This is a genomic window from Flavobacterium profundi, from assembly GCF_006491645.1.
GTDB classification, from domain to species: domain Bacteria; phylum Bacteroidota; class Bacteroidia; order Flavobacteriales; family Flavobacteriaceae; genus Flavobacterium; species Flavobacterium profundi.
Window position 1 is genome coordinate 103094 of the sequence record NZ_VDCZ01000008.1, and the last position, 24240, is coordinate 127333.

Here is a 24240-nt window from a genome sequence, read left to right on the forward strand (position 1 = left end):
ATTTAATTTCTTGTTTCCTAATTTTTTATTTTAACGATGTAAGAAATTTTTTAGTATTTATAAAAAATTTTAAATTCTATTTTATTAAACTTTCTTGCTTTCTGTAACTTCTAAATGGGTAAAAACAGCTTCATTTCCTTTCTTGATATGAATACTATACTTGGAAGGAAGTACATATTGTTTGTCATTATCTCCTTTTTCAAAGATGGCTTTTTTATATTTTTTCTTCCATTTAGAGATCACGTCATCTGATAAGATGTAATTGTATTCAACTAAATTTAAGCCTTTTTTAGCGGCTATTTTTTTAGAAAAAACGGTTAAACCAAATTCATTTTCAATGGTAATTTCAACTTCTTCTGATGTGTTGGAATAAAACCAAATTTCAGCTTTAGGTTCAAAGGGTTTTGCCCAAGTGCTCCAACTTGAACCCCAACGATCTGATTTTTTTATCGAAGGAACTTCATAAATATACAGTGATTTAGAAAGCACTTCCGATGTTAGTCGCTGTATTTTATCGATATTCACTTTGTATAATGAACGGCCATGCGTACCCACAATTAAATCTTTGGCTTTAGGTTGGATGACCAAATCATGTACGGCTACAGGAGGCATCTGGGATGAAAAATCAATCCATGATTTTCCCTTGTCTAAAGAAACAAACAATCCATTATCGGTACCTACAAAAAGCAGATTTTCATTTTCAGTGTCTTCTAAAATAACATTTACAGGACTTTGAGGTAAGTTGGAACTAATGTCTTGCCAATTGGCTCCATTATCTTCAGAAAGATAAACATAAGGTTTAAAATCATCATTTCGATAACCATTTAGAGTAGCATAAACACGTTCTTTTTTAAATTGAGATGCTTTTACTCTAGAAACCCATAAGTTTTGGGGTAATTGACTTGAAATGATATTCCATGAAATACCGCCATCTTTGGAAAGATGAATGATTCCATCATCAGAACCGGTATACAATAATCCAAATTGCAACGGACTTTCAGAAATGGTGGTTAGTGTGCCGAATGCTACATTACCTTCTACACTACCGTGCGTAAGATCTGTTGAAATTTTTTCCCAAGTTGTACCTTGATCCATCGAACGGTGCAAAAATTGAGAACCCATATACAAAATGTCTTGATTGTGAGGAGATAATAATATAGGAGTTTGCCAATTGAAGCGGAGTGGTTTTTCTTTAGTACCTTTTGGTAATGTTGGAGAAATAAATTCTTGTGTATTTTTACTTCTATCTAATCTAAAATAATTACCAAATTGAAAACCCGTATACACAATGTTAGCATCTCTTTTGTCAATTTGTACTTGCATACCATCACCCCCCATAATACTTTCATAAGGATATTTTCCTTCTTGCTCCCATGCATCTGATTTTTTGTAATTATTGTTGGCAACCCAAACCCCATTATCCTGTAAGCCACCATATACATTGTAGGATTCATTATGGTCGATATTTACAGCATAAAATTGGCCTAAAGCCTCATTGTTACACTTTTTCCAATGTGCACCATTGTCGTAGCTAATATTAATTCCTCCATCATTCCCGTTAATAATGTGATTGGGGTTGTTTGGATTAATCCAAGTTACATGATGATCTGCATGGACATTTTCAGTACTAATATTTTTCATAGTTTTTCCACCATCATTAGAAAAAAGCAAAGGAACACCACCAAAATAAATACGGTTTTCGTCTTTTGGATCAACTGAAATGTTCCCAAAATAATACCCATAACTGTAGTATAAATCATCTATGTAGTTTTCATGAGTGCGTTGCCAAGTTTTTCCGCCATCTATAGATTTGTAGATTTCACAACCAATAACTTCTGTTTCAAAAAGCGCTTTATTGGCATCTTGTAAAACAGTTTTCACTTCCGTTGGTTGCAATTGACCTTTTTTAACCCAATTTTTAAGCGTTTCTGCACGGTATTTTTCTGTTAACCCGTGTTTTTTCAAATACGAATTTATTTCTTTATTGGGCTTTTTTATAAAAATTGAACCAGGAGCACTGAACATGTCAGATTGTGCTGTTTTTTTACTTTTTGTTATTGCTTCTTCTACAACTGGTCTGTTATTTTGATTGTCTAATATAGCATATAAAATATTGTGATTAAAAACTCCTAAACCAATTCTTCCTACGCCGTCATTGTTTGGAAATCCACTCCCATCTCTAGAAATTAAATGCCAAGTTGTACCACCATCTTCACTTTTGTAAATTCCTGAACCCTTTCCATTGCCTTTAAAATTCCAAGCTTTTCTTTCTCTTTCCCAAGCTGCAGCATACATAATTTGAGTATTGTCTGATGCTACGGAGATATCAATGATTCCTGTATCTGGATTAATGAATAATGTTTTAGTCCATGTTTTTCCGCCATCAACAGTTTTAAAAACTCCTCTTTCTTCATTTGGAGTATACAAATGTCCTAATGCACCTACAATAATTTCATCATTATTTAATGGGTTTACCCAAATCCTGCTAATATGATGACTATCATTCAAGCCAATATTTTTCCACGTATTTCCTTTATCTGTTGATTTTAACACACCAATTCCCGAATATGAAGAACGTGAAGAATTCACTTCTCCAGTTCCTACCCAAATGGTTTCTGTATTCCAATCTACTGTAACAGAGCCACAATTTAATGTAGGAGCCGTATCCATTACAGGCTCAAAAGAAGTTCCGTTATTATTGGTATACCAAAGACCACCAGAAGCATATGCAGCATAAAATTCGGTTGGATTATTTGGATTTACAGCGATATCAACAATTCGGCCACTCATTATGGTAGGACCAATATTTTTAAGGTTTAACGCATTTAAATCCATGTTCTGACCAAATGAGCTTGGTACAAATGCTAAAAAAAATACCCAATAAATTGCTTTTTTCATAAGAAAATAATTTCCTCGAAAATAACCAATTTATTGGGTATAATAAAATTTTTTGTTGGGTTACAGTCCTAAATTTTGTATTGCGGAATCGTCTAGGTTGTAATTGTAACCTCTCCAAAACGTTCGATTATCTCCAAAATATTTCCAAACAACTTCTTTATTTGGAGTTACTTCCCAATAACCATAATCACCTTCCGTAATTAACGTATTTCCATTTTTGAGTCTTACAGCACCAGATATTTTATCGTAGAATAAATCAGGATCTGTAAAATTCCAAACCATTTGCGGTTCGTTTGATGCTGTAGTTGATAATTCAAAGTTTTGAGGCAGAGCTAATTCGTAAACTGTAGATTGATTTACATTTAATCCGTTACAGTAAATGAGCATGTTTCCTTTTCCAGGAACTTCTTTTTCAATTAAATTTGGAAAATGATTATTGAACAAAAAGCGTTCTCCAAAGGGATGATTGTAAGCACTAGGGTTACCAAAGCGATATAATAAATCACCACCTTTATTGTAATTTCCACCTGAAGTTGATGCTGCTTCCATAGTAGTAGTGCTATGATCGATTACCCAAACTTCACTATAAAAATTAACACTCATATAGATAACGTCTTTTTCTTCATCATAATCAATTCCATTGGCATGCATAATATCTCCATCAGGACGATTATTATAAGAAAAATTAATTCGGTTTGGATACTGATTAATTTGACCATAATTAACTAATGTAGTATTGGTGTCTTGTACAATATGATCATAACTGTGCCATTCCCAAACCACTTGATTGGTTTGTGGATTAACTTCAAATAAAGCTTCCGGAAAAATATCATTGGCTACTTCAACACCATAATTTAATGCTTCAGCAGGTGTAACTTTTTCCCAAACTAAAAACAAAACATTTCCATTTGGTAATAAATCTACATCGTGGTGCGCAATTTTTGAATCATCAGCACACAAGTATTCCCATTTAGTAGAGCCATCTGAATTAAGTATACTGATAATGCCACCATAACCACCTAATGTTATTGCTGAGGGAACTTTTTTGAATTGGGCTAATAATTCTCCTGTAGGCAGAATTTCAATATCATTTCCAAATTTCAAATCAAATTGCCATTCTTTTACATTGTAACCTTGTTTGTTGACTAAGTAGCAGTTTCTTCCACCGTTTTCAATAGCAAAAACATAACTGTCATCAATTTTATCAGCTTTGTATATTTGGACTTTTTCATCTAAATTTACTACAGGTTCATTTATAGGTTCATTTTTTTCAGAATCGTCTTTAGAACAACTAAAATTTAAAGTTAAAACTAAAAGTAAGATTCCTTTGTAATACTTTTTCATGTTCAATTTTTTATTTGGTAAATATAACCATTTTGTTTAAAAACGTTTTTTATAATCATTTTAGTTTTTAAATAATCTCCTTATTTTTGAAGATAATTACGTATCTAATGGCTACTTTACCTAAAAAAAATAATTTTGAAGATTTTATAAAGACTTTACTACCAAAGGATTGTTTGGAAAATGAAGTACTTGATGCTTTAGGCTATTTTAAAAAAGTGCTACTAAGGAAAAATGAATTTTTAGTGAGTGAAAATGAAATTTGTATTCATTTTTGTTTTGTGGAGAATGGTATTTTACAGCATGCAATTGGTGTAGAAGGGGAGGAACGAACTACTTATTTGGCTTTAAAGAACACCGTAACTTCTTCTTTAAATAGTTTTCTAAATAAAGTACCTTCTAGAAAAAGTATAAAAGCAATTGTTGATAGTAGTTTATGGGTAATAACACTAGAGGATTTCAATTACTTATTACAACATAATAAAGCCTTTCATCAGTTTTACTTTTATTTAATTGAAAAACAAATTTGTTTAATTGATGATTATCGCATTGACTTGCTAACATTAACACCTGAAGAACGCTATAGAAAATTGCTGGTTAATGAAACTAAATTACTTCAAGAAGTTCCCTTGCATTATTTGGCTTCTTTTTTAGGAATTTCTACACGTCATATGAGTCGCATTCGTAAAAATATTTTATAATTTTTTGAACACAGATTTGAGAAATTTTTAAAATTATTGAAATTTCTCAAATCTGTGTTCAAATCTTAAATAATTCATATAAAATAAAAATTAAGCCATTTGGCTACTGATTCAAAAAGATAGTTTGTGTATTTTTGATACATAGTTTATCTAAATATTCTAAAAATCGAGAAATCTAAAAATCTAAACCATGAAATACCATCAAATAGACAAAGACTTATTTATAAAGAATCGTAGAAAATTTGTTTCTCAAATGAAACCGAATAGCGTTGCTATTTTCAATTCAAACGATATTTACCCTGTTTCAGCAGATTCTACATTACCTTTTGCGCAACATCGCGATATTTTTTATCTGAGCGGTGTGGATCAAGAAGAGAGTATTCTCTTGCTTTTTCCAGATGCACCTTATGAGCATTTGAAAGAAATTTTATTTTTAAAAGAGACAAATGAGCACATTGCTATTTGGGAAGGAGAGAAACTAACAAAAGAAAGAGCTTTTGAAGTTTCAGGAATTAAAACAGTTATTTGGTTACAAGACTTTCATAAAACATTAAAGGAAATCATGGCTTATTCAGAAACCATGTATATCAATACCAATGAGCATTACCGCGCCACTATTGAAACAGAAACGCGTGAGGCACGTTTTGTAAAATGGTGGAAAGAAAATTATCCTGCACATAAAGTTGAAAAGTCAAATCCTATTTTACAGCGCATACGATCTGTAAAAGAAAGCGAAGAATTGGATTTAATTCAAAAAGCGTGTGATATTACTGAAAAAGGGTTTCGAAGAATTTTAAATTTTGTGAAACCTAATGTAATGGAATACGAAATTGAAGCTGAATTTGCGCATGAGTTTTTAAGAAACCGATCTAAAGGATTTGCTTACACACCTATTATAGCTTCAGGAAACAATGCGAATGTATTGCATTATATTGAAAACAATCAGCAATGTCATGAAGGGGATTTACTATTGTTAGATGTGGGTGCAGAATATGCCAATTATTCGAGCGATATGACCCGAACCATTCCAGTTTCTGGAAGATTTTCTGAGCGTCAAAGAGCGGTTTACAATGCAGTTTTAAAAGTAAAAAATGAAGCTACAAAAATGTTGATTCCGGGAACTTTATGGAAACAATATCATGTTGAGGTTGGAAAAATTATGACTTCTGAACTATTAGGTTTAGGGTTGTTAGACAAAGCAGATGTTCAAAATGAAAATCCGGATTGGCCAGCCTATAAAAAATATTTTATGCATGGTACTTCACATCATATGGGATTAGACACGCATGATTATGGGCTTTTATATGAACCGATGCAAGCGAATATGGTTTTCACAGTGGAACCTGGAATTTATATTCCAAAAGAAGGTTTTGGTATTCGTTTAGAAGATGACGTGGTTATCCAAAATAATGGTGCGCCTTTCAATTTAATGCGTAATATTCCTATTGAGGCTGACGAAATTGAATCGATAATGAACAGTTAGTGTTTAGAGTTCAATTTTTAATATACAATTGAAACGGTTTGCGATAATGTAAGCCGTTTTTTAATTGTACTTGTTAATTTCATTTTTGTATATTCATCTATTAATATATAATTTGAATATGGAATACGTTTTAGAAAAAATTATTGAAGCAATTGATGCGGCAAAACCAAATCTACCTAGTAAAGAAATTCTTTCTACAATTGCATTTAAATGGAATAATAATGAATTAACAACATGGGATGGTGGATTTGATTTAAATGAAAAAAAAAGAGAAAAAATCGTCCATTTATTAGCGCCAAATTTTATCAAAAAAGATTCCAATTATCTTGAAATTCTACGCTTTTTACTTAGTCAAGAGATTGAAAACTGCTGTGAAGGTGAATTTTGTACAACTACTTTACGTAATTGTTATGACTATTTAGCTAATTATAAAAATTTAGAAGACGTACTGCTTTTGCTATCTGCTAATGATGATACCAGTTTTGATGCTAATTCAGCCTTATTTAAAGATCGGCTTTTTTATAATGGTTATACCAATGTTATAAAATATATAAAATCTCAAAAAAATATTGACAAAGAAATTATAGAAAGGTTTGAATATTATGGTAATTATTTTGGATATAATGCTGAATAAAAAATTAAAGCTATTATTGCCTATTCTATTACTTTTAATTTGTATTCAGAATGTGAGTGGTAAGAATGGTAATCCGAAGTTAAAAAATAACTGTGAAGGAAAAGTACTTACCATTACAACAGCAATCAAAATAAAACATAAATATTTCTTTTTTAGAAAAACCAATCATAAAAGAGTTACAAGAATTGATGAAATAGTAAATGAAAATGGTGCCGTTTTAATGAAAATTAAGATGAAATCTTCTGAAAAGGGTGATACTTATGATTTTCGAAAATTTCACAGATTAGTACTTGTAAATAAAGAAATTCATGAGGTTATTTGTATAGTTAACCAAGAATTTGGAAGACTTATTATTTATAATTTTTGTGGAGAAAAAATGACAGAAGTCGTTGTTAAATCTAATGAATTATATAATAAATATAGGTTTTAAAGCAATCTAGTTCCTTAACTTCTTATCTTCATTAATACTTCATTTTGAATTTTAAGTACTTTGTTTTCTTCTTGTAATTGGGCTATGAGTTGATCTTTTTCCGTAATTAAACTTTTATCTTTTCTGTTTTTTGTTGTAAAATCTTCTGGAAGTTGGTCTGCGATTTCTTTAAAAAAATTGTGTTTTAATGCGTAGCAAATCTCAATTAAGATAGCTGTTTGGATACTACTGTTTCTTGTATAATTTAAAATAGAAAGTCCTCTTCTATTAATGGCATTGCCTAATTCTGTCTTATTAATTTTATACGATTGTATATAATCAGCAAGTATTTTTCCTGTGTCAATATTATTTTTTCCTTTTTTCATATACTTTTTATATTTAAGAAGATATATTTTAGTATTCTTTTCACATTAAAAACGTCATTAATGACTGTTTTATGTTTAAAAATGATATTTTTTATATCAAAAATAATATTTAAAATAACACTAGCAAAAATTTTAATTTAAATTTTGACCAATTTAATGTTAGTAGTAAATAGTATAGTATTATAAATAAAATTAAAAGTATCACTAGTAATATTTTTAAGGGCAATATAAATGTATTTTTAAAGAATGGTAAGGCTTTTTAAAAAAGAATAATTTTTTATTACTTTTTAAAATCACTACTGACAAACCGTTGTCATAAACCGACTTTACCTTTGTAAGGTAATCCAATAAATTATACATTATGAACACAGTATCAGTACCACAAGTAATTAGCCCGGAACATTTATTAAAACATTGGCAAGGACATCGCGCTTTAACAAGACACGTAATCGAAGCCTTTCCAGAAAAAGATTTTTTCGAATTTTCAATTGGAGGTATGCGTCCTTTTTCAAAATTAGTATCCGAACTTTTAGCCATTGGTGTTCCTGCATTAAAAGGAATTGTTAATAGAGACGAACAGCCTTATTCTGAAGCAGCTGTAGAAAATTTAGCGACAAAAGCAGCTTATTTGCAAAAATGGGACGAAGCAACGTCAGAAATTAATCAGTATTTTAAGCAAATTCCAATTGAAGATTTTGAAAAAACATTCAATCTTTTTGGGCAATACGAGTTTCCTATCATTGAAAATATTTTTTATTTCATTGATAATGAAATCCATCATCGCGGACAAGGTTATGTTTATTTAAGAGCTTTAGGAATTACACCTCCTTTTTTCTGGACTAGAGCGTAATTAATACTTAGAACTCCGAAAATGACTAGTTGTTTTCGGAGTTCTATTGTAATAAGTTTGTTTTATAAATTTCTAGCATTTCCAACATTCTGTCTTTTAGGCGTTGGGGTTCTATAATCGTTGCATAATCGGCAAACATTAAAACCCATCTTGGAAATCCGTTCTCAATATCCCTGCTTAAAAAAGTCATTTCTAACTGTTGGCCTATTTTTTTTTGGGATACAAATCCATGATATTTTTTTTCAAAGTCTAAATATTTACCAATTTTTTTGTCGACCAATAAGACTACTTTAGTGGTAGGACATTCTTTTTCTTTATTTAAGTAAAACTCTAGAGGTTGGTGTTCTTTAGTAAATGCCACGTCTTTATTTTCAATGCCTTGAATGCGGTCAGCTCTAAATTGGCGGTAATCGTTTCTTAAGTGACAAAAGCCAAAAATATACCAATTGTTATTGTCATGAAAAATACCGACAGGTTCAATACTTCTTTCAGAAGCTTCTTCTGCATCAAATGCTTGGTAATTTAATTTGACTTGAGTCTTATCAGCGATGCTTTTAAAAAGAATACTCATGGCATCTGGTACTTTTTCGTTGAAGAGATTCACGGAAGGAGGTTGCATGATCACTTTAGATTCGATAGAAGTTAGCCAATCTTTGTCTGTATTTTTTAAAACCGATTTTATTTTGAACATTGCAGAAGCATAATGTTTTCCTAATTCTTTATCGATAAACGTTTCCATCAACTTTTCCGCAGCAATAAAACTACTAGCTTCTTCACGGGTGAACATTACAGGTGGTAAACGATAACCCTCTACTAAAGAATAACCTACACCAGCTTCACTATAAATAGGGACGCCAGAGGCTTCTAAAGAACGAATGTCTCTGTAAATGGTTCGTAAACTTACTTCAAAACGTTCGGCCAGTTCTTGAGCCTTTACAATTCGTTTGGATTGTAATTGTATAAGGATAGCTACAATTCGATCAAAGCGTTTTGGTGATTCATCCTGCATAAAAAATCCTTTTTTCAAAAGTAAGTATTTAAATGAAATTACTTCGGGTATTCCTTTTGAAATTCTATTTTTGCACTTATGAAACACCTCAAGTTTAAAAATAGTACACTTGCTTATTCTGATGAAGGAGAAGGCTCAGTTATTGTTCTGTTACATGGCTTTTTAGAGAATAGTAAAATGTGGCATAAAATTGTACCTGCATTACTTTTTGAGTATAGAGTTGTATGTATTGATTTATTAGGTCATGGCGAAACAGAATCTATAGGATATGTTCATACGATGGAAGATATGGCCGATGCAGTATATCATATTCTTCATTTCTTACATTTGGAGAAAGTTGTTCTAATGGGTCATTCTATGGGTGGTTATGTAGCATTGGCTTTTGCCGAATTGTATCCAGAAATGATGGGAGGACTTGTTTTAATGAATTCGACTGCCAAAGAAGATAGTGTGGAACGTAAAGCAAATAGAGACAGGGCTATCTTGGCAGTAAAGCAAAATTATAAAAATGCCATTAGTATGTCTATTGCTAATTTATTTAGTGAAGCAAATAGAGAAAAACTTAGAAAAGAAATTGAATGGGCGAAGAATGAAGCCTTGCAAACATCTTTACAAGGTATTATAGCAGCTCAGGAAGGTATGAAAGCCAGAAAGGATAGAGAAGCACTATTGCATACTACTTTATTTCCTAAAATGTTGCTATTAGGGAAAAAAGATCCTGTTTTGAATTATGAAGAAAACAAATTACAAGTTGAAGATACGAATGCAGCATTAGTAACATTTAATGACGGTCATATGAGTCATTTTGAAAATGCTCAAGAACTAGAAGATGCGGTCTTGTCTTTTTTGAAAAAATGTTAAATAGATTCCTTTAGAGGTCTTTCTTCGTCGAGTATTTCTAAAATTAAAGCAATAATTTCTGTTTTAAATGCTTCTAATATTTCATCTGTAATCATAGTTTGAGGAATTACCCCTCTTCCTTTTCCTAAGCCAAAAGGCATAAAACCGGCTTTCATGTTTTTAAATGAAATGATGCCAGCTTCAATTGGGTACGAATCAAATTCAGATTTATTTCTAAACATTAAAGCATAACAAAGCAATTGAATTATTTTTTCGTTTTTTATATCAGAAGTTAAAGCTTCAAAATCATTTATTTTTAATGTGTTTCCATCAACTTTTCCTGTTTTATAATCAATAATTCGAATTACATTCTCTCTAATTTCTATCCGATCTACATTTCCGGCAATTTTAATTGGATAGGGAAGTCTTTCGTCATCAAGTAAGGTTTCAATTTTTTCTTCAAGGGCTATTATTTTAACAGCTTCACCGGCTTCAATAGTGTTTTTTTCTACTTGTAAAAAGTTATAAATATTTCTTTTCGCTACTTCAAAAGCTAATAGATTTTTCCCTTTTTTAATTTCTCCTTCTTTGTATACCAATTTAAATTTTTCTAAAGTAGTCGAGTCAATCTTTAAAAGCATTTCTTCAATATCTTTAACAGATAAGTATTTATTTAAATAAGGGAAATATAAAACTTCCAATACTTCATGTATAATAGTTCCTAAGGTATTTACTGCGATATTTTCTTCTACTTCATCCATTTCATTTATGCGCAATACTCGTTGAAAGTAAAACTGTATAGGGTTGCGTATGTAAGATGTAAGCGAAGAGGGTGAAAACCCCTTTTTTGTGGCAATTTCTTGTAGTCGTTCCATGAGTAAGCTCGATTTAGGAACTTGTATTGAAGTATACGCTTTTTCAGGTAAAACAGCATTATAAATTTTGTGAGATAGGATATGTTTAGGCTGTTTTTCGATTTCTAATTGCGTTAGAAATCTACTTTTTTCACCTGCATCTATGCCTTCATTGTCTGAATTATATAATAGATAAATGTTTTTAGCACGGTGTAAAAGATGATAAAAATGATAACTATAAATAGCATCTTTTTCTTTATAAGTAGGAAGTCCTAATTCGCGTTTTACATCATAAGGGATGAAAGAATTTTGAGATTTTCCAGAAGGAAATTTTCCTTCATTTACGGAAGTAATAATTACATTTTCAAAATCCAATACTCTACTTTCAAGCACTCCCATTATTTGCAAACCTGTTAAAGGTTCTCCTTCAAAAGAAACTTCAGCCAAATCAACAATTTGTTTGTAAATATCATTTAAAGTTTCGATGTTGTTGATTTTATTGGCATGTTTATCGCAATAATTTGTCAATTGATTGATAACTTTATAAAGAGAATAAACAAATGTTTTGCTTATTTTCTCTTCTTCATTTTCATTGTTTAAAAAGGATTTAATACTTAATAGAATATTACTTATTCTATTCAATATAGTAATTGGTTCATTTTTCCATTTTGTAAATATCAGATCAAAAAAAGTATTCTTTTGATTAGGATATTTTTCGTCTTTGAGACGAAGTAAGGTTTCTATAGAGAAAAAAGTAAAATTATTATTGTGGATGGTTTGGATAAGTTCTTCTACTTGGAGGTAAGGCTCTACTAAGGGGTGATTAAGAATCTCTAAAACTTCTTTATAATATAAGGTATAATGGGTTGCGTTTCTGTTAATTGCATTGGTGTGAAGTTTGAATAATTTGCTAATTAGTAGCTGAGCTGGGTTGTTTTTTCCAGAATAGCCCATGGTTATATTCAATGCGTTAACTGAATTTGGTATTGCATATAATATGGGTATAAGTAAATTTTCATCTCCTAAAATGATAGCGGTTTTAGTAGAATTAGAATCATTTGAAATTAGTTCTTCGACAATTTTTCCAGTTATTTTCGCTTGACCAATAGTTTTAGGAGTTCCAATTATTTGGATATTTTTTTCTTGTTGAAAATCTTCTGTAATCCATTCGAAAGGTTGCGTTACATAATTTTTCCATTGATTTTTAAAACGTCTAATGAACAATCCGGCATCATGATAAGGATTGCTGATAAAATACGCATCAATATCCCAATAGATAGAAGCTTGTTCGTTTGAAATTAGATGTAAAATTATTTTTTCTTCAGCTTGGTTAAGTGCATTAAAACCAGCAAAGATTAATTTTTTATTATTTATTTCATTGGAATAGTCTTTTAAAAGCGCAATAGATTCTCTATAGATTAAACCTTGATAGCCGCATTTTTTGTTTTTTAAATGCGTGTATAAAGAAGTATAGTATTCCGGAATTTTATTCCAAAAATGTAAATTATTATCAATTAAAGAAGTGGTGTCTTTTGGTTGTAAATCCCATCTTTTAAGCGCTTCTATGTCTTTTAAATAGGAAAAGACAAAAGTAGGTTCTAATAAATAGCGATCTATTTCATTAAAATCCTGCAACAGTGTTTTAGCCCAATTTGAAAAAGTAGTGAAAGGTTGTATTTCTTCTAAAGGAGTTATCTTGGTATATACATCATAAAACTCAAAAAGTATTTCTATTGCATCAATTGTTCGGATGCCAGAAATTTCTTGAATTAAATCTTCAATACTGGTTATTTGTGGTGCAAATATAGTTTGACTTGTATGATTGTGTAAGGCATCTAATAAAAAAACTTTAGCCCTTTTGTTAGGCAAAACTATAATAATCTCTTGCAGGTTTTCTTTATCTTGTGCAAGAATGTGTTTTGAAAGTTTATCTAGAAAAGTATCATTCATAGTATAAAAATAAAAAAAACGCTCCGATTATTCGGAGCGTTTTAACTTTATTTTGTTTGGAAATTATTTTACTAATTTCACTTCAACTCTTCTATTGTTAGCTTTACCTTTAGAAGTTTTGTTTGTGTCGATAGGGAATTTCTCTCCAAATCCAGTAGCACTTAATCTAGTAGCGTCAATTCCATTTTCAATTAAGTAAGCCTTAACAGCTTCTGCTCTTGAAGTAGATAATACTTGGTTTGCTTCTTCAGCACCATCAGAATCTGTATGACCTTCAATTGAGAATTTAGAATTTGGATACTCTTTTAAGATAGCAGTGATTGCTTCTAAAACTGGGTAAGTTTGTTTTTGGAAAGTAGATTTACCTGAATTAAATAATATAGTTTTAGCATAATCATTTAATTTTTTAACAGCTTCGTCAGAAACTTCAGGACAACCATTGTTAGCTACAGTACCAGCTACTTCAGGACAAGCATCATCTTTATCGAAAACACCGTCTCCATCACCATCAGGCCATGGACAACCTTTGTTAGCTCTATCTCCTTTAACTGTAGGACACTCATCGTCTTTATCAGCAACACCGTCACCGTCAGCATCTGGACAACCTTTCATTATTTTTGTTCCAGCTACTTCAGGACAAGCATCTTCTGGATCGATAATTCCGTCACCGTCAGTATCAGGACAACCATTGTTCTCTGGAGTACCAGCTAATTCAGGACAAGCATCATCTTTATCAGCAATACCGTCTTTATCTGTATCAGGACATCCGTTTAAAGCTTTTAAACCAGCAATTTCAGGACAAGCATCATCTTTGTCATACACACCATCACCGTCAGTATCTTTACCTCCAAATTTGAAAGAAAGACCTGCAAAATGTTGAATGTGAGTTGGTACGTCAGCATCAGCTACTCTGTTTTCGTCAAATGAGTGTTTGTAAACAGATTGTAATTGAAGACCAACATTTTCAGTAAACCAAAAAGTTAATCCTAAACCTCCGTTAACAGTACCTGCAGAAGCATCACCGAAGAAGTTATAACCACCACCTACGTTGATAGATGGATCTAACCAAGTAGATTTGATTAAATCTTGAAAGCTATATTTAATAACAGCATCTACTGCATAATACGATAAGTCACCAGGATTTAGAACAGCATCTGTGCTTTCAGTTCCAGGTACTCTTTCTAACCATTTGTCAATTTTATTAACAGATCCTGTTAAACCAATAGAGAATCCATCTCCTACATATCTAGATACATTTAAATAAGATACAGATGGTAAAATGTTCCAATTGTCATCAGCGTTGATTAATTGGATGAATTGTGGGCTAGAATTACCTTCGGCACTTACCTTGGTATCAACCGCGTTTACTCCAAAGGACACAGCCCATGGATTGTCACCGTTCTGTGCTTGTGTTGATAAACCAGCAAGCAATAAACCAGCAGCAAATAATTTGTTTAGATGTTTCATACTTTATTAATTAAATTACAATGCGTTATAATTAGAACAAAAATACTATTTTTTTTTAAATACAAAAAGTTTTGTTAAAAAAAGTAAGGGGTATTCAGTTTTTAACTTATTATTTTTAAAGATTTACCTACTTCTGTGAAAGCATTTATGGCTTTGTCTAGGTGTTCTTTGGTGTGAGCAGCAGAGAGTTGTACTCTGATTCTTGCTTTTTCTTTTGGAACAACAGGAAAAAAGAACCCAATAACATAAATTCCTTTTTTTAACAATTCATCGGCCATTATCTGTGATAATTTTGCGTCATATAGCATTACTGGTACTATTGCAGCATCACCATCAATGATGTCAAAACCTGCTCTTTTAATACCTTCTTTAAAATAGTTAGTGTTCCATTCTAAGGTATCTCTTAAAGAAGTGTCTTTTTCTAATAATTCAAATACTTTTAAAGAAGCTCCAACGATAGATGGTGCTAAAGAGTTGGAAAAAAGATATGGTCTTGATCTTTGACGAAGTATTTCAATAATTTCCTTTTTAGCTGTTGTGTATCCACCCATAGCTCCACCTAGAGCCTTTCCTAAAGTACCAGTAATAATATCTACTCGACCCATAACATTTTTTGCCTCTAATGTTCCTTTGCCTGTGGCTCCAATAAATCCTGCAGCGTGACATTCATCTACCATTACTAATGCGTCATATTGATCTGCTAAATCACAAATTTTATCTAGAGGAGCAACTAGTCCATCCATAGAAAATACACCATCAGTAACAATTAATTTAAAACGATGTCCCGCTTCTTTGGCTTTAATTAATTGCGCTTCTAAATCTGCCATATCATTGTTTTGGTAACGGTAACGAGCGGCTTTGCACAAACGAACACCGTCGATTATTGAAGCATGATTTAAACTGTCTGAAATGATACAATCTTCTTCCCCTAATAAAGGTTCGAAAACACCACCGTTAGCATCAAAGGCAGCGGCATATAAAATAGTGTCTTCTGTTCCATAAAATTGAGCTATTTTTTGTTCTAGTTCTTTGTGGATGTCTTGAGTACCACAAATAAATCGAACGGATGACATTCCAAATCCATGAGAATCTAGAGCGTCTTTAGCAGCTTGAACGACTTCAGGATGTGACGAAAGACCTAAATAGTTGTTTGCACAGAAATTTAAAACGGTTTCTCCGGTGGAAATTTTTATTTCTGCTCCTTGAGGAGATATAATAATTCTTTCTTTCTTAAATAGTCCATTTTCTTGTATGGAATTTAATTCGTTTTGTAAGTGTTGTTGTATTTTGCCGTACATTTTTATAAGGTTTGTTAGATTACAAAAGTACTATTTCTATTTTTTCTCCAATGTAAACCAATACTTTTTTTACAACTTCATAATTCATTTCTTCAATAATTTTGGCATAGTCGTTAATTTGCTTTTTATATTTATCAGTTGCAGCACCCGTTTTATAGTCAAGTAGATAAGCTTTTTTTTCCTTAACTACGATTTTATCTGGTTTTACATTTCCATATCCTTTTTTAATAATGGTTTGTTCGTTAAAAATAATACCTTCATCATCAAAAAACACTTTTAATTCAGGATGATTAACAATTTGTGTAAGTTGTGTTTCAATATCTTTTATTTGTGAATTCAGAATCAAGCCATTTTCTACGGCTCTTGTTAGTGCATTCTGTATGTCAGTGTTTGTTGAAATATAGGATAAAATTTCATGAAGTAGATTTCCAAATTCTATTGCTTTTTGTTGGTCAGTATTCCACATTAAAGCTTCTCTTTGCGCAATTTTAATCTTTCTACTGTCTAATTTTTCGGTAACTACTTCGATTGTTTTTTGGTTTTCAATGAAGAAGTTTGTGGAAGAAACTCTTTTAGAATTTCCGAAATCATAATTTAACCTGCCTTCTTCAAAAAGATTTACATGCTGAAGGAATTCAATAAAATAGGAAGATAGGTTATTTGGTAATCCCATTTTCGAAATTTGGTGATTGGAAATAATATACAATTGTTCTTCGGCTCTTGTTAAAGCAACATATAAAACATTAATGATATCTAAAATTTCTTCTTGTGTTTTTTCAAAATAGATGTTGTTTCCTTTATTACCATATAGCGCAACATCTTTTTTCTGATTCACTAAGGCTTTAGGGAAATTAATAGCTTCTTCTTCGTCAAAATCAATCCATAATTTATTTCTACTATTCGCTGAAAAATTTTCCTCCGCAAAAGGATAAATTACAACTGGAAATTCCAATCCTTTAGATTTGTGTATCGTCATAATTCGGATGGCATTATTGCCTTCTGGAGAAGGAATGCTTTTTTTATATCCCACTTTTTCCCAATAAGAGATAAAATCTGAAATACTTGATTGTGTTTTTTGATCACGTTCGAGTACTAAATCTAAAAAATATTGTACATAAGAAGTGTTTGCTTTTTCTTTAATAAATGTGGCTACGATAATTTCTACCGCTTCATAAAGGGATTTCTTTTTACAATTTTTAAAAGAAATAGCGATATTTATTGTATGTAAAAAAGCTTCAAGGTCATTTTCTGATAAATCTTTTGCACTTGCAATAAAATCATGAATGGGCATTTTATTTTGATTATAAGTTGCAATATAATATAGCATTCGTGCCTTTGCTTCTTGATCTTTATTGTTTTTTAAATATTTTAAAACATCTAAAATTAATTTTACTTCAGTTGCATTTTGAATTAATAAAGTTTCTGATGACAATATAGGAATGCTTTTTTCTGTAAGATAGTTTGCCAAATAAACGCCATCAATTTTTTTTCGAGTTAAAAGAACAATGTCTCGATATTCAAAATTATTATCTAAGACTTGATAAATGGTATCTAAAGTTTTTTCCAGATACAATTTTGTTTTTAAAGAATATTCTTGTTCCTCTTCATTGTTTGAAGTGTCATCCTCAGAAATAGCTATAAAGGAAAGGTTTACATAACCTCCTTTTTTACTGTTGGATTTTTGATAACTATGTTCGGCATACAGTTTTTTATAGTCTTCATTTTCAAATTTTTGGGATAGAAAGGAAAAGAAATCATTATTAAATTGAATGACTTCTTCGTAGCTTCTATAGTTGGTCTCGAGTTGTATGGTTTCTTTGTCCTTATTTGAAAAAGGATTATTGTGATCTTTACTGAGTTCAATAAACTGTTCTGCTTTTCCGCCTCGCCACCTGTAAATAGATTGTTTTGGATCACCAACAATCATTAAGCTTCCCTTAACACCATGGTCTTCACTTGATAAAGCATTGTCTATTAAAGGAATTAAATTTTGCCATTGCATGACAGAGGTATCTTGGAATTCATCAATAAAAAAATGACGGTATTTTTCTCCTAATCTTTCATAGATAAAGGGAGCTGGTTGATTTTGAATTTCGTTGAAAATAATTTTATTAAAATCAGAAATCGATAAAATATTTTGTTCTTCTTGAATTTTTTTAAATTCTGTATGAATAGAATTTAGTAGGGAAAGCGGATTAATATTTTGTAAAAAGGCTTCGTAAAAGGCTATTTTGGAGATGTTTTGATAGCTTTCTTCTATTATTTTTAATACATCAGAAGCGATTGCTTCAATTTGGTCTCTATCTTTAGCATTTTTATTTATAGCAATGTCATCAAAAGATTGGTATTTGTAATTGTCTTTAATGGATAAGGTGTTTTCACCAATTTTACTTAAGTGATTTGGAAAGGTTTTTCTTGAAAATGAATCTAACGAAATTTGATTGGATGCTAACATATCAAAACCGGCAGCACTCAAAATTTTATTTTGCTCTTGATACAACTGAATTTTATCTTTTAAAATAGTTTTAATGTATTTAAAATCGTCAAAAGTCTTTTCTTGAAAAGCATCAATTTCATTAGCATTGTTTTCGTTTACTAAAAGTTTTGAGATTTCAAACAACTCATTTGAAATATCCCAATTCTTATCTTCATCCGTTTTATCTTTTGTAAAATCGATGAGCAGGTTCGTTAATTGTTCGTCTTCACCTACTTTTGAAATTAAAACATCAATAGCTTCTTGAAGCAAGGTGTCTGTGTCGAGGCTTACTTCAAAATGAGGAGGTAAATTTAAATCTTGTGCAAAAGATCGAATCACTTTATGGGTAAACTTATCTATAGTAGAAATTCCAAAAGCTGCATAATTATGGATTATACTTTTGATAATGGCTTTCGATTTGTCTTTTAAAGTAGCAATAGATAGGCCAGTTTCAATACTTATGGTTTTTAAAAAAGCCTCAGCTTTAACAGAAGGAATGTCTTTTGAAAATTCATGTAAACTGTCTATAATGCGCGATTTCATTTCTTCTACCGCTTTATTGGTAAAAGTAATGGCAAGGATTTTTTTATATGCCTCATCACCTTTTGAAAGGAATACAATTTTTAAGTATTCTTTTGTTAAAGTATAGGTTTTTCCTGATCCTGCGGATGCATCATATAAAGTAAATGCTGCTTTTTTCAAATGTTATATTTATCTTAATTATACCGGTATAGTTACTTTCTATTTTTTAATCCAAAGTTAAATTTATAACTTTGAATTCACTAATACTAATTATAAAAAAAATAATATTATGGCATTCGAATTACCGAAATTACCTTATGCATACGATGCATTAGAACCACATATTGATGCAAAAACAATGGAAATTCACCACTCTAAGCATCATAATGGATACACTACAAATCTTAATAATGCAATTGAAGGAACTGATTTAGAAGGGAAAACAATTGAAAATATTTTGATTAACTTAGATATGAATAACGCTGCAGTTAGAAATAACGGCGGAGGTTTTTATAATCACAGTTTGTTTTGGACTGTTATGTCTCCTAATGGTGGAGGAAAACCAACGGGTGATTTAGCTGTTGCTATTGATACTGCTTTTGGTTCGTTTGATGCTTTTAAAGCGGAATTTGCAAAAGCTGCAGCGACTCGTTTTGGATCGGGTTGGGCTTGGTTATGTGTACACAAAGATGGTAAATTAGAAGTGTGCAGTTCAGCGAATCAAGATAATCCTTTAATGCCAGGAATTGGTTGTGGAGGAACTCCTATTTTAGGACTTGATGTTTGGGAACATGCTTACTATTTAAATTATCAAAACAGAAGACCTGATTATATTGAGGCATTTTTTAATGTAATTAACTGGACTGAGGTAACCAGAAGATTTGCAATGGAAAAATAAAGCTTTTAATTAAGTAAAAAAAAGGGATTAAAAAATTAATCCCTTTTTTTATGCAAAAAATTTGGGGCAAAAAAAAAGGTGAAATTACTTTCACCCTTTTTGCCCCAAATCTACCATAAAACTTAACCTACTAATTTTCTGGTAGTGCTAAAGTAGTATGGATTTAATATGCGCGCATAAAAAAATTGTTGAAATGTAAAAAAAAACGATAAAATGTTTTTTTAATACTAAAATTCGTATATAGAAAATTTATGGCAAAAAAAAAGGTGAAATTACTTTCACCCTTTTTGCCCCAAATCTACCATAAAACTTAACCTACTAATTTTCTGGTAGTGCTAAAGTATAGTAAGTGTTGTTCTTGGCATAAAAAAATTGTTGAACAACACAAAAAACCGACGAAAAGCTTTTTTTAATACGCGCGAGCGTCTTTCCCTTCGTAAAAATTCATAAATGCTCTATTAACCACTCGATTTCCTCCTGCTGTAGGATAGTCACCTGTAAAGTACCAATCACCTAAATTTTTAGGACAAGCTTTGTGTAAATCAGCTACTGTTTGATAGATTATTTTAATTTCTGCACGAACGCCTTCAGGTGTTAGCATTGCTGCAATTTTATCTGAAATTTCTTCATCTGTAAAGGGTGCATAGATTTCTTTTACATAGTTCACCACTTCATCATCTTTAAAAAGTTCTTGACTTTTTGATTTTTTATAGACTTCGTCTACAATGTGATATAGATTACGTTCTTTTAATAATTCCAAAGCAGCTTTAAAAGCAACTAGACCTTCCAATTTAGCCATGTCAATACCATAACAATCTGGATACCTAATTTGAGGTGCAGATGAAACCACCACAATTCTTTTCGGCTGTAAGCGATCCATCATTTTGATAATGCTTTGTTTTAAAGTTGTACCTCTTACAATACTGTCATCAATGATAACTAAATTATCTTTGGGTTTAACCACACCGTAAGTAACATCATAAACATGCGCTACTAAATCATCTCTGCTACTGTCTTCTGTAATAAAAGTTCGAAGTTTTGCATCTTTTATAGCTACTTTTTCTGTGCGTAATTTAACCGATAAAATATCTTGTAACTTTTCTTCAGAAAGTTGGTCTTTGTTTTCTAAAATTGACTTGATTTTTCTTTGATTTAAAAAGTCATTCGCAGCTTCAACCATACCGTAAAAAGAAGTTTCTGCAGTGTTCGGTATAAAAGAAAATACGCTATTATCCGTATCATAATCAATGGCTTTTAAAATAGAAGGAAACACTAATTTACCTAGCTCTTTTCGTTCTTTATAGATTTCTGCATCACTTCCTCTTGAAAAATAGATGCGTTCAAAAGAACAGGCTTTTTTAATAAGTGGTTTTCGAACTTCTTCTATAAATACATTTCCATTTTTTTTGATAATTATTGCATTTCCTGGTTCCAGCTCTTTTACTTCTTCAAAAGGAACATTGAAAACTGTTTGAATTACGGGTCTTTCTGAAGCTACAACAGCAATTTCATCATCTTTATAGTAATAAGCAGGTCTAATTCCAGCTGGATCTCTTAAAACGAATGAGTCTCCATGTCCGATTAATCCTGCCATGGCGTAACCACCATCCCAATTTCGAGAAGCTCTTTCTAGAATTTTAGGGATATTTAAACGTTCTGCAATAACAACAGAAGCTTCTTTTTTGGAATAGCCTTCGTTCTTGCATTTTTGATATAAATCGGTTACTTCATCATCAAGAAAATGACCTATTTTTTCCATTACGGTAACGGTATCAGCTAATTCCTTTGGATGTTGGCCTAGATCTACTAAGCTTTGGAACAATTCTTTAACATTGGTTAAATTAAAATTTCCAGCCACAATAAGGTTGCGATGCATCCAATTGTTTTGACGTAAAAAAGGATGTACGCTTTCAATACTGTTTTTTCCAAACGTTCCATAGCGAACATGTCCTAAAAATAATTCCGCGATATAAGGAATGTTCTTTTTTTGTAAATCAATATCATTAAGATATTCTGGGTGTTCTGCTAATTCATTACTGATTCTTCCGTTAATTTGTGAAAAAATATCCTGAATTGGTTGAGCATGATTGGAACGAATTCTACTAATATATCTTTGTCCTGGTTCAATATCCATTTTAATGCTAGCTAAACCAGCACCATCTTGACCACGATTGTGTTGTTTCTCCATTAAGAGATACATTTTTTGAACACCATAAAAAGAGGAACCATATTTTTCTTTATAGTATTCTAAGGGTTTTAATAGTCTTAATAATGCAATCCCACATTCGTGTTTAATAGCGTCACTCATAAAGTTGTTGTGTTGTTTGAGTAATTAGTGTTTTTGATGAAAATTTATTATTAAAAAAGCCCCGAAAATTCGAGGCATATGACTTTAATCTAATTCTATTTCAAATTGCGTTAGCGCTTTAAATTGTTGTAAGCGAGCAATTACTTCTTCTTTTTCTAATGTTTCCATTCTTTCTGTTCCAAATTTTTCTACACAGAATGATGCTAAATTGGAACCGTAAATAATCGCGTTTTTCATATTGTCGAAAGCAATATTTTCGCTTTGTGCAATATAACCAGCAAATCCTCCTGCGAAAGTATCACCAGCACCCGTTGGATCAAATACTTCTTCTAATGGTAAAGCAGGTGCGAAAAACACTTCTTTATTGTGGAACAATAATGCACCGTGTTCTCCTTTTTTGATCACCACATATTTTGGTCCCATAGTATGGATTTTTTGAGCCGCTTTTACTAATGAGTATTCACCAGATAACTGACGTGCTTCTTCATCATTAATAGTAATTACATCGACTCTTTTAATTACATCCAATAATTCAGGTAAAGCACAATCCATCCAAAAGTTCATAGTATCTAAGACTATTAATTTTGGTTTAACCTCCATTTGGTCTAATACACTTGATTGTACTAATGGATGTAAATTACCTAATAAAACTACTTCAGAATTTTTATAATTGCTAGGTACTACAGGATTAAAATCAGCTAATACATTTAATTCGGTTACCAAGGTATCTCTTGAATTTAAATCGTTATGGTATTTGCCACTCCAAAAGAAAGTTTTACCACCTTTCACAATTTCTATTCCTTCAATATTGATGCCTTTATTTTCTAATAAATCTAAATGTTCTTTTGGAAAATCTTCTCCTACTACAGAAACTATTGCTGCATCTACGTTAAAAAAAGAAGATGATAAACCAATATATGTAGCTGCTCCTCCTAAAATTTTATCTGTTTTTCCAAATGGAGTTTCAATAGCGTCAAATGCTACTGTACCCACGATAAGTAATTTATTCATTATATCCTTTTTGAAATAAGTTGCAAAGATAAAACTTTAGTTTAAAACTGTAAAGGTTTTAATAAAGTAAAATTGCGAATCTATTTTGATATAATTTTTCTAATTTTATACTATAATTTTATTTGTTAAAAGATGAGAATTGCAATTTTTCAAACAGCGTTAATTTGGCAACAGCCTGAAAATAATCGGAACCTTATTGAAAAGTACCTGCATACCTGTAAAGAAACTTTTGATCTTTTAATTTTACCGGAAATGTTCACCACTGGTTTTACCATGACTCCTTCGGAAATAGCCGAGTCCATGAATGGAATTACAATACAGTGGCTAAAAAATCTTGCAAGAGAGAAAAAAATAGCTGTAACAGGAAGTTTGATTATAAAAGAACAAGAGCAATTCTACAACCGTTTGGTTTTTATTTTTCCAGATGGTACTTTAGAATGGTACGATAAAAGGCATTTATTTTCACTAGCTGGCGAAGAAAAAGTATATACGAAAGGGAAAGAGAAGCGCATTATTGAATATAAAGATTGGAAAATTTGTCCTTTAATTTGTTATGATTTGCGTTTCCCAGTTTTTAGTAGAAATGTTGAAGCATATGATTTATTAATTTATGTGGCCAATTGGCCAAAGCCGAGAATTAATGCTTGGAATGCTTTGTTAAAGGCCAGAGCCATAGAAAACATGGTGTATACTGTTGGTGTTAATCGCATTGGAACCGATGCGAATGAATTAGAATATACTGGAAGTTCTCAGGTAGTAGACTATTTAGGGAATGAAATACTGAATGCTCAAGATAAACAAGGTATCTTTGTTGTTCAAATAGATAAAGAAGACATGTTGGAAACCAGAAAAAAATTGAATTTTTTAAATGATAGAGATGTTTTTCAACTTGAGTTTTAAAATAT

Annotated in this window: 18 protein-coding genes; 8 read left to right on the forward strand and 10 right to left on the reverse strand. The window is 31.2% G+C overall.

What is annotated here, in order from left to right:
* Positions 1-84: 84 nt before the first annotated feature.
* Both FHG05_RS11520 and FHG05_RS11525 read right to left on the reverse strand, forming a co-directional pair.
* Positions 85-2898 (reverse strand): VPS10 domain-containing protein, encoded by a 2814-nt coding sequence (locus FHG05_RS11520; RefSeq protein WP_140998178.1) that lies wholly within the window; start codon positions 2896-2898, stop codon positions 85-87.
* 60 nt (positions 2899-2958) lie between these two features.
* Entirely contained in the window at positions 2959-4242 is a 1284-nt protein-coding gene (locus FHG05_RS11525) for an aryl-sulfate sulfotransferase (RefSeq protein WP_140998179.1), read from the reverse strand.
* Positions 4243-4328: 86 nt separating this feature from the next.
* On the opposite strand from FHG05_RS11525, the gene FHG05_RS11530 reads away from it, so the two are divergent.
* The 4 genes from FHG05_RS11530 (at position 4329) to FHG05_RS11545 (ending at position 7487) form a co-directional block, all read left to right on the forward strand.
* Entirely contained in the window at positions 4329-4940 is a 612-nt protein-coding gene (locus FHG05_RS11530) for a Crp/Fnr family transcriptional regulator (RefSeq protein ID WP_232338085.1), read from the forward strand.
* 190 nt (positions 4941-5130) lie between these two features.
* Entirely contained in the window at positions 5131-6423 is a 1293-nt protein-coding gene (locus FHG05_RS11535) for an aminopeptidase P family protein (RefSeq protein ID WP_140998180.1), read from the forward strand.
* A gap of 118 nt (positions 6424-6541) precedes the next feature.
* A complete protein-coding gene (locus tag FHG05_RS11540; RefSeq protein WP_140998181.1) occupies positions 6542-7057 on the forward strand; it encodes a hypothetical protein in 516 nt (171 codons plus the stop codon).
* Entirely contained in the window at positions 7047-7487 is a 441-nt protein-coding gene (locus FHG05_RS11545; RefSeq protein ID WP_140998182.1) for a hypothetical protein, read from the forward strand. Before FHG05_RS11540 ends, FHG05_RS11545 begins: the two co-directional genes overlap by 11 nt.
* A 14-nt stretch (positions 7488-7501) precedes the next feature.
* On the opposite strand, the gene FHG05_RS11550 is transcribed toward FHG05_RS11545, so the two are convergent.
* Complete coding sequence (locus FHG05_RS11550) at positions 7502-7852, reverse strand: hypothetical protein (RefSeq protein WP_140998183.1); 351 nt, start codon at positions 7850-7852, stop codon at positions 7502-7504.
* Between the two features lie 361 nt (positions 7853-8213).
* Here FHG05_RS11550 and FHG05_RS11555 point away from each other — a divergent pair, with 361 nt between their 5' ends.
* Positions 8214-8702, forward strand: a complete 489-nt coding sequence (locus FHG05_RS11555; protein WP_140998184.1) for a DinB family protein — start codon at positions 8214-8216, stop codon at positions 8700-8702.
* A 43-nt stretch (positions 8703-8745) separates the two neighbouring features.
* Here FHG05_RS11555 and FHG05_RS11560 read toward each other — a convergent pair whose 3' ends face one another.
* Entirely contained in the window at positions 8746-9711 is a 966-nt protein-coding gene (locus FHG05_RS11560; protein ID WP_140998246.1) for a helix-turn-helix transcriptional regulator, read from the reverse strand.
* Between the two features lie 78 nt (positions 9712-9789).
* On the opposite strand from FHG05_RS11560, the gene FHG05_RS11565 reads away from it, so the two are divergent.
* Positions 9790-10572 (forward strand): alpha/beta fold hydrolase, encoded by a 783-nt coding sequence (locus FHG05_RS11565; RefSeq protein WP_140998185.1) that lies wholly within the window; start codon positions 9790-9792, stop codon positions 10570-10572.
* Here the strand turns inward: FHG05_RS11565 and FHG05_RS11570 are convergent.
* From FHG05_RS11570 to FHG05_RS11585, 4 genes are all read right to left on the reverse strand, one after another.
* A complete protein-coding gene (locus FHG05_RS11570; RefSeq protein ID WP_140998186.1) occupies positions 10569-13355 on the reverse strand; it encodes a PD-(D/E)XK nuclease family protein in 2787 nt (928 codons plus the stop codon). The two genes, FHG05_RS11565 and FHG05_RS11570, sit on opposite strands and share 4 nt — an antisense overlap.
* A gap of 63 nt (positions 13356-13418) precedes the next feature.
* Complete coding sequence (locus FHG05_RS11575) at positions 13419-14822, reverse strand: OmpA family protein (RefSeq protein ID WP_140998187.1); 1404 nt, start codon at positions 14820-14822, stop codon at positions 13419-13421.
* 101 nt (positions 14823-14923) lie between these two features.
* On the reverse strand, positions 14924-16120 hold the full coding sequence (gene kbl, locus FHG05_RS11580; protein WP_140998188.1) for a glycine C-acetyltransferase: 1197 nt from the start codon (positions 16118-16120) through the stop codon (positions 14924-14926).
* Positions 16121-16139: 19 nt separating this feature from the next.
* The gene (locus tag FHG05_RS11585; protein WP_140998189.1) at positions 16140-19298 is read right to left on the reverse strand and encodes a UvrD-helicase domain-containing protein; all 3159 of its coding nucleotides are present in this window, start codon (positions 19296-19298) and stop codon (positions 16140-16142) included.
* A gap of 109 nt (positions 19299-19407) precedes the next feature.
* Here FHG05_RS11585 and FHG05_RS11590 point away from each other — a divergent pair, with 109 nt between their 5' ends.
* The gene (locus tag FHG05_RS11590) at positions 19408-20016 is read left to right on the forward strand and encodes a superoxide dismutase (protein WP_140998190.1); all 609 of its coding nucleotides are present in this window, start codon (positions 19408-19410) and stop codon (positions 20014-20016) included.
* A gap of 409 nt (positions 20017-20425) precedes the next feature.
* On the opposite strand, the gene FHG05_RS11595 is transcribed toward FHG05_RS11590, so the two are convergent.
* Positions 20426-22324: an amidophosphoribosyltransferase gene (locus tag FHG05_RS11595; RefSeq protein ID WP_140998191.1), complete on the reverse strand. Its 1899-nt coding sequence runs from the start codon at positions 22322-22324 to the stop codon at positions 20426-20428.
* An 84-nt stretch (positions 22325-22408) separates the two neighbouring features.
* Positions 22409-23335 carry a PfkB family carbohydrate kinase gene (locus FHG05_RS11600; RefSeq protein WP_140998192.1) on the reverse strand — a complete coding sequence of 309 codons (927 nt, stop codon included), beginning with the start codon at positions 23333-23335 and terminating at the stop codon, positions 22409-22411.
* Positions 23336-23467: 132 nt separating this feature from the next.
* On the opposite strand from FHG05_RS11600, the gene FHG05_RS11605 reads away from it, so the two are divergent.
* Positions 23468-24235 (forward strand): nitrilase family protein, encoded by a 768-nt coding sequence (locus FHG05_RS11605; protein WP_140998193.1) that lies wholly within the window; start codon positions 23468-23470, stop codon positions 24233-24235.
* Positions 24236-24240: the final 5 nt, after the last annotated feature.

Excerpts from the sequence above, each read along its gene's own strand:
- FHG05_RS11520 (WP_140998178.1), bottom strand. The coding sequence starts at position 2,898 with ATGAAAAAAGCAATTTATTGGGTATTTTTTTTAGCATTTGTACCAAGC.
- FHG05_RS11525 (WP_140998179.1), bottom strand. The coding sequence starts at position 4,242 with ATGAAAAAGTATTACAAAGGAATCTTACTTTTAGTTTTAACTTTAAAT.
- FHG05_RS11535 (WP_140998180.1), top strand. The coding sequence starts at position 5,131 with ATGAAATACCATCAAATAGACAAAGACTTATTTATAAAGAATCGTAGA.
- FHG05_RS11540 (WP_140998181.1), top strand. The coding sequence starts at position 6,542 with ATGGAATACGTTTTAGAAAAAATTATTGAAGCAATTGATGCGGCAAAA.
- FHG05_RS11545 (WP_140998182.1), top strand. The coding sequence starts at position 7,047 with ATGCTGAATAAAAAATTAAAGCTATTATTGCCTATTCTATTACTTTTA.
- FHG05_RS11550 (WP_140998183.1), bottom strand. The coding sequence starts at position 7,852 with ATGAAAAAAGGAAAAAATAATATTGACACAGGAAAAATACTTGCTGAT.
- FHG05_RS11555 (WP_140998184.1), top strand. The coding sequence starts at position 8,214 with ATGAACACAGTATCAGTACCACAAGTAATTAGCCCGGAACATTTATTA.
- FHG05_RS11560 (WP_140998246.1), bottom strand. The coding sequence starts at position 9,711 with ATGCAGGATGAATCACCAAAACGCTTTGATCGAATTGTAGCTATCCTT.
- FHG05_RS11565 (WP_140998185.1), top strand. The coding sequence starts at position 9,790 with ATGAAACACCTCAAGTTTAAAAATAGTACACTTGCTTATTCTGATGAA.
- FHG05_RS11570 (WP_140998186.1), bottom strand. The coding sequence starts at position 13,355 with ATGAATGATACTTTTCTAGATAAACTTTCAAAACACATTCTTGCACAA.
- FHG05_RS11575 (WP_140998187.1), bottom strand. The coding sequence starts at position 14,822 with ATGAAACATCTAAACAAATTATTTGCTGCTGGTTTATTGCTTGCTGGT.
- kbl (WP_140998188.1), bottom strand. The coding sequence starts at position 16,120 with ATGTACGGCAAAATACAACAACACTTACAAAACGAATTAAATTCCATA.
- FHG05_RS11590 (WP_140998190.1), top strand. The coding sequence starts at position 19,408 with ATGGCATTCGAATTACCGAAATTACCTTATGCATACGATGCATTAGAA.
- FHG05_RS11595 (WP_140998191.1), bottom strand. The coding sequence starts at position 22,324 with ATGAGTGACGCTATTAAACACGAATGTGGGATTGCATTATTAAGACTA.
- FHG05_RS11600 (WP_140998192.1), bottom strand. The coding sequence starts at position 23,335 with ATGAATAAATTACTTATCGTGGGTACAGTAGCATTTGACGCTATTGAA.
- FHG05_RS11605 (WP_140998193.1), top strand. The coding sequence starts at position 23,468 with ATGAGAATTGCAATTTTTCAAACAGCGTTAATTTGGCAACAGCCTGAA.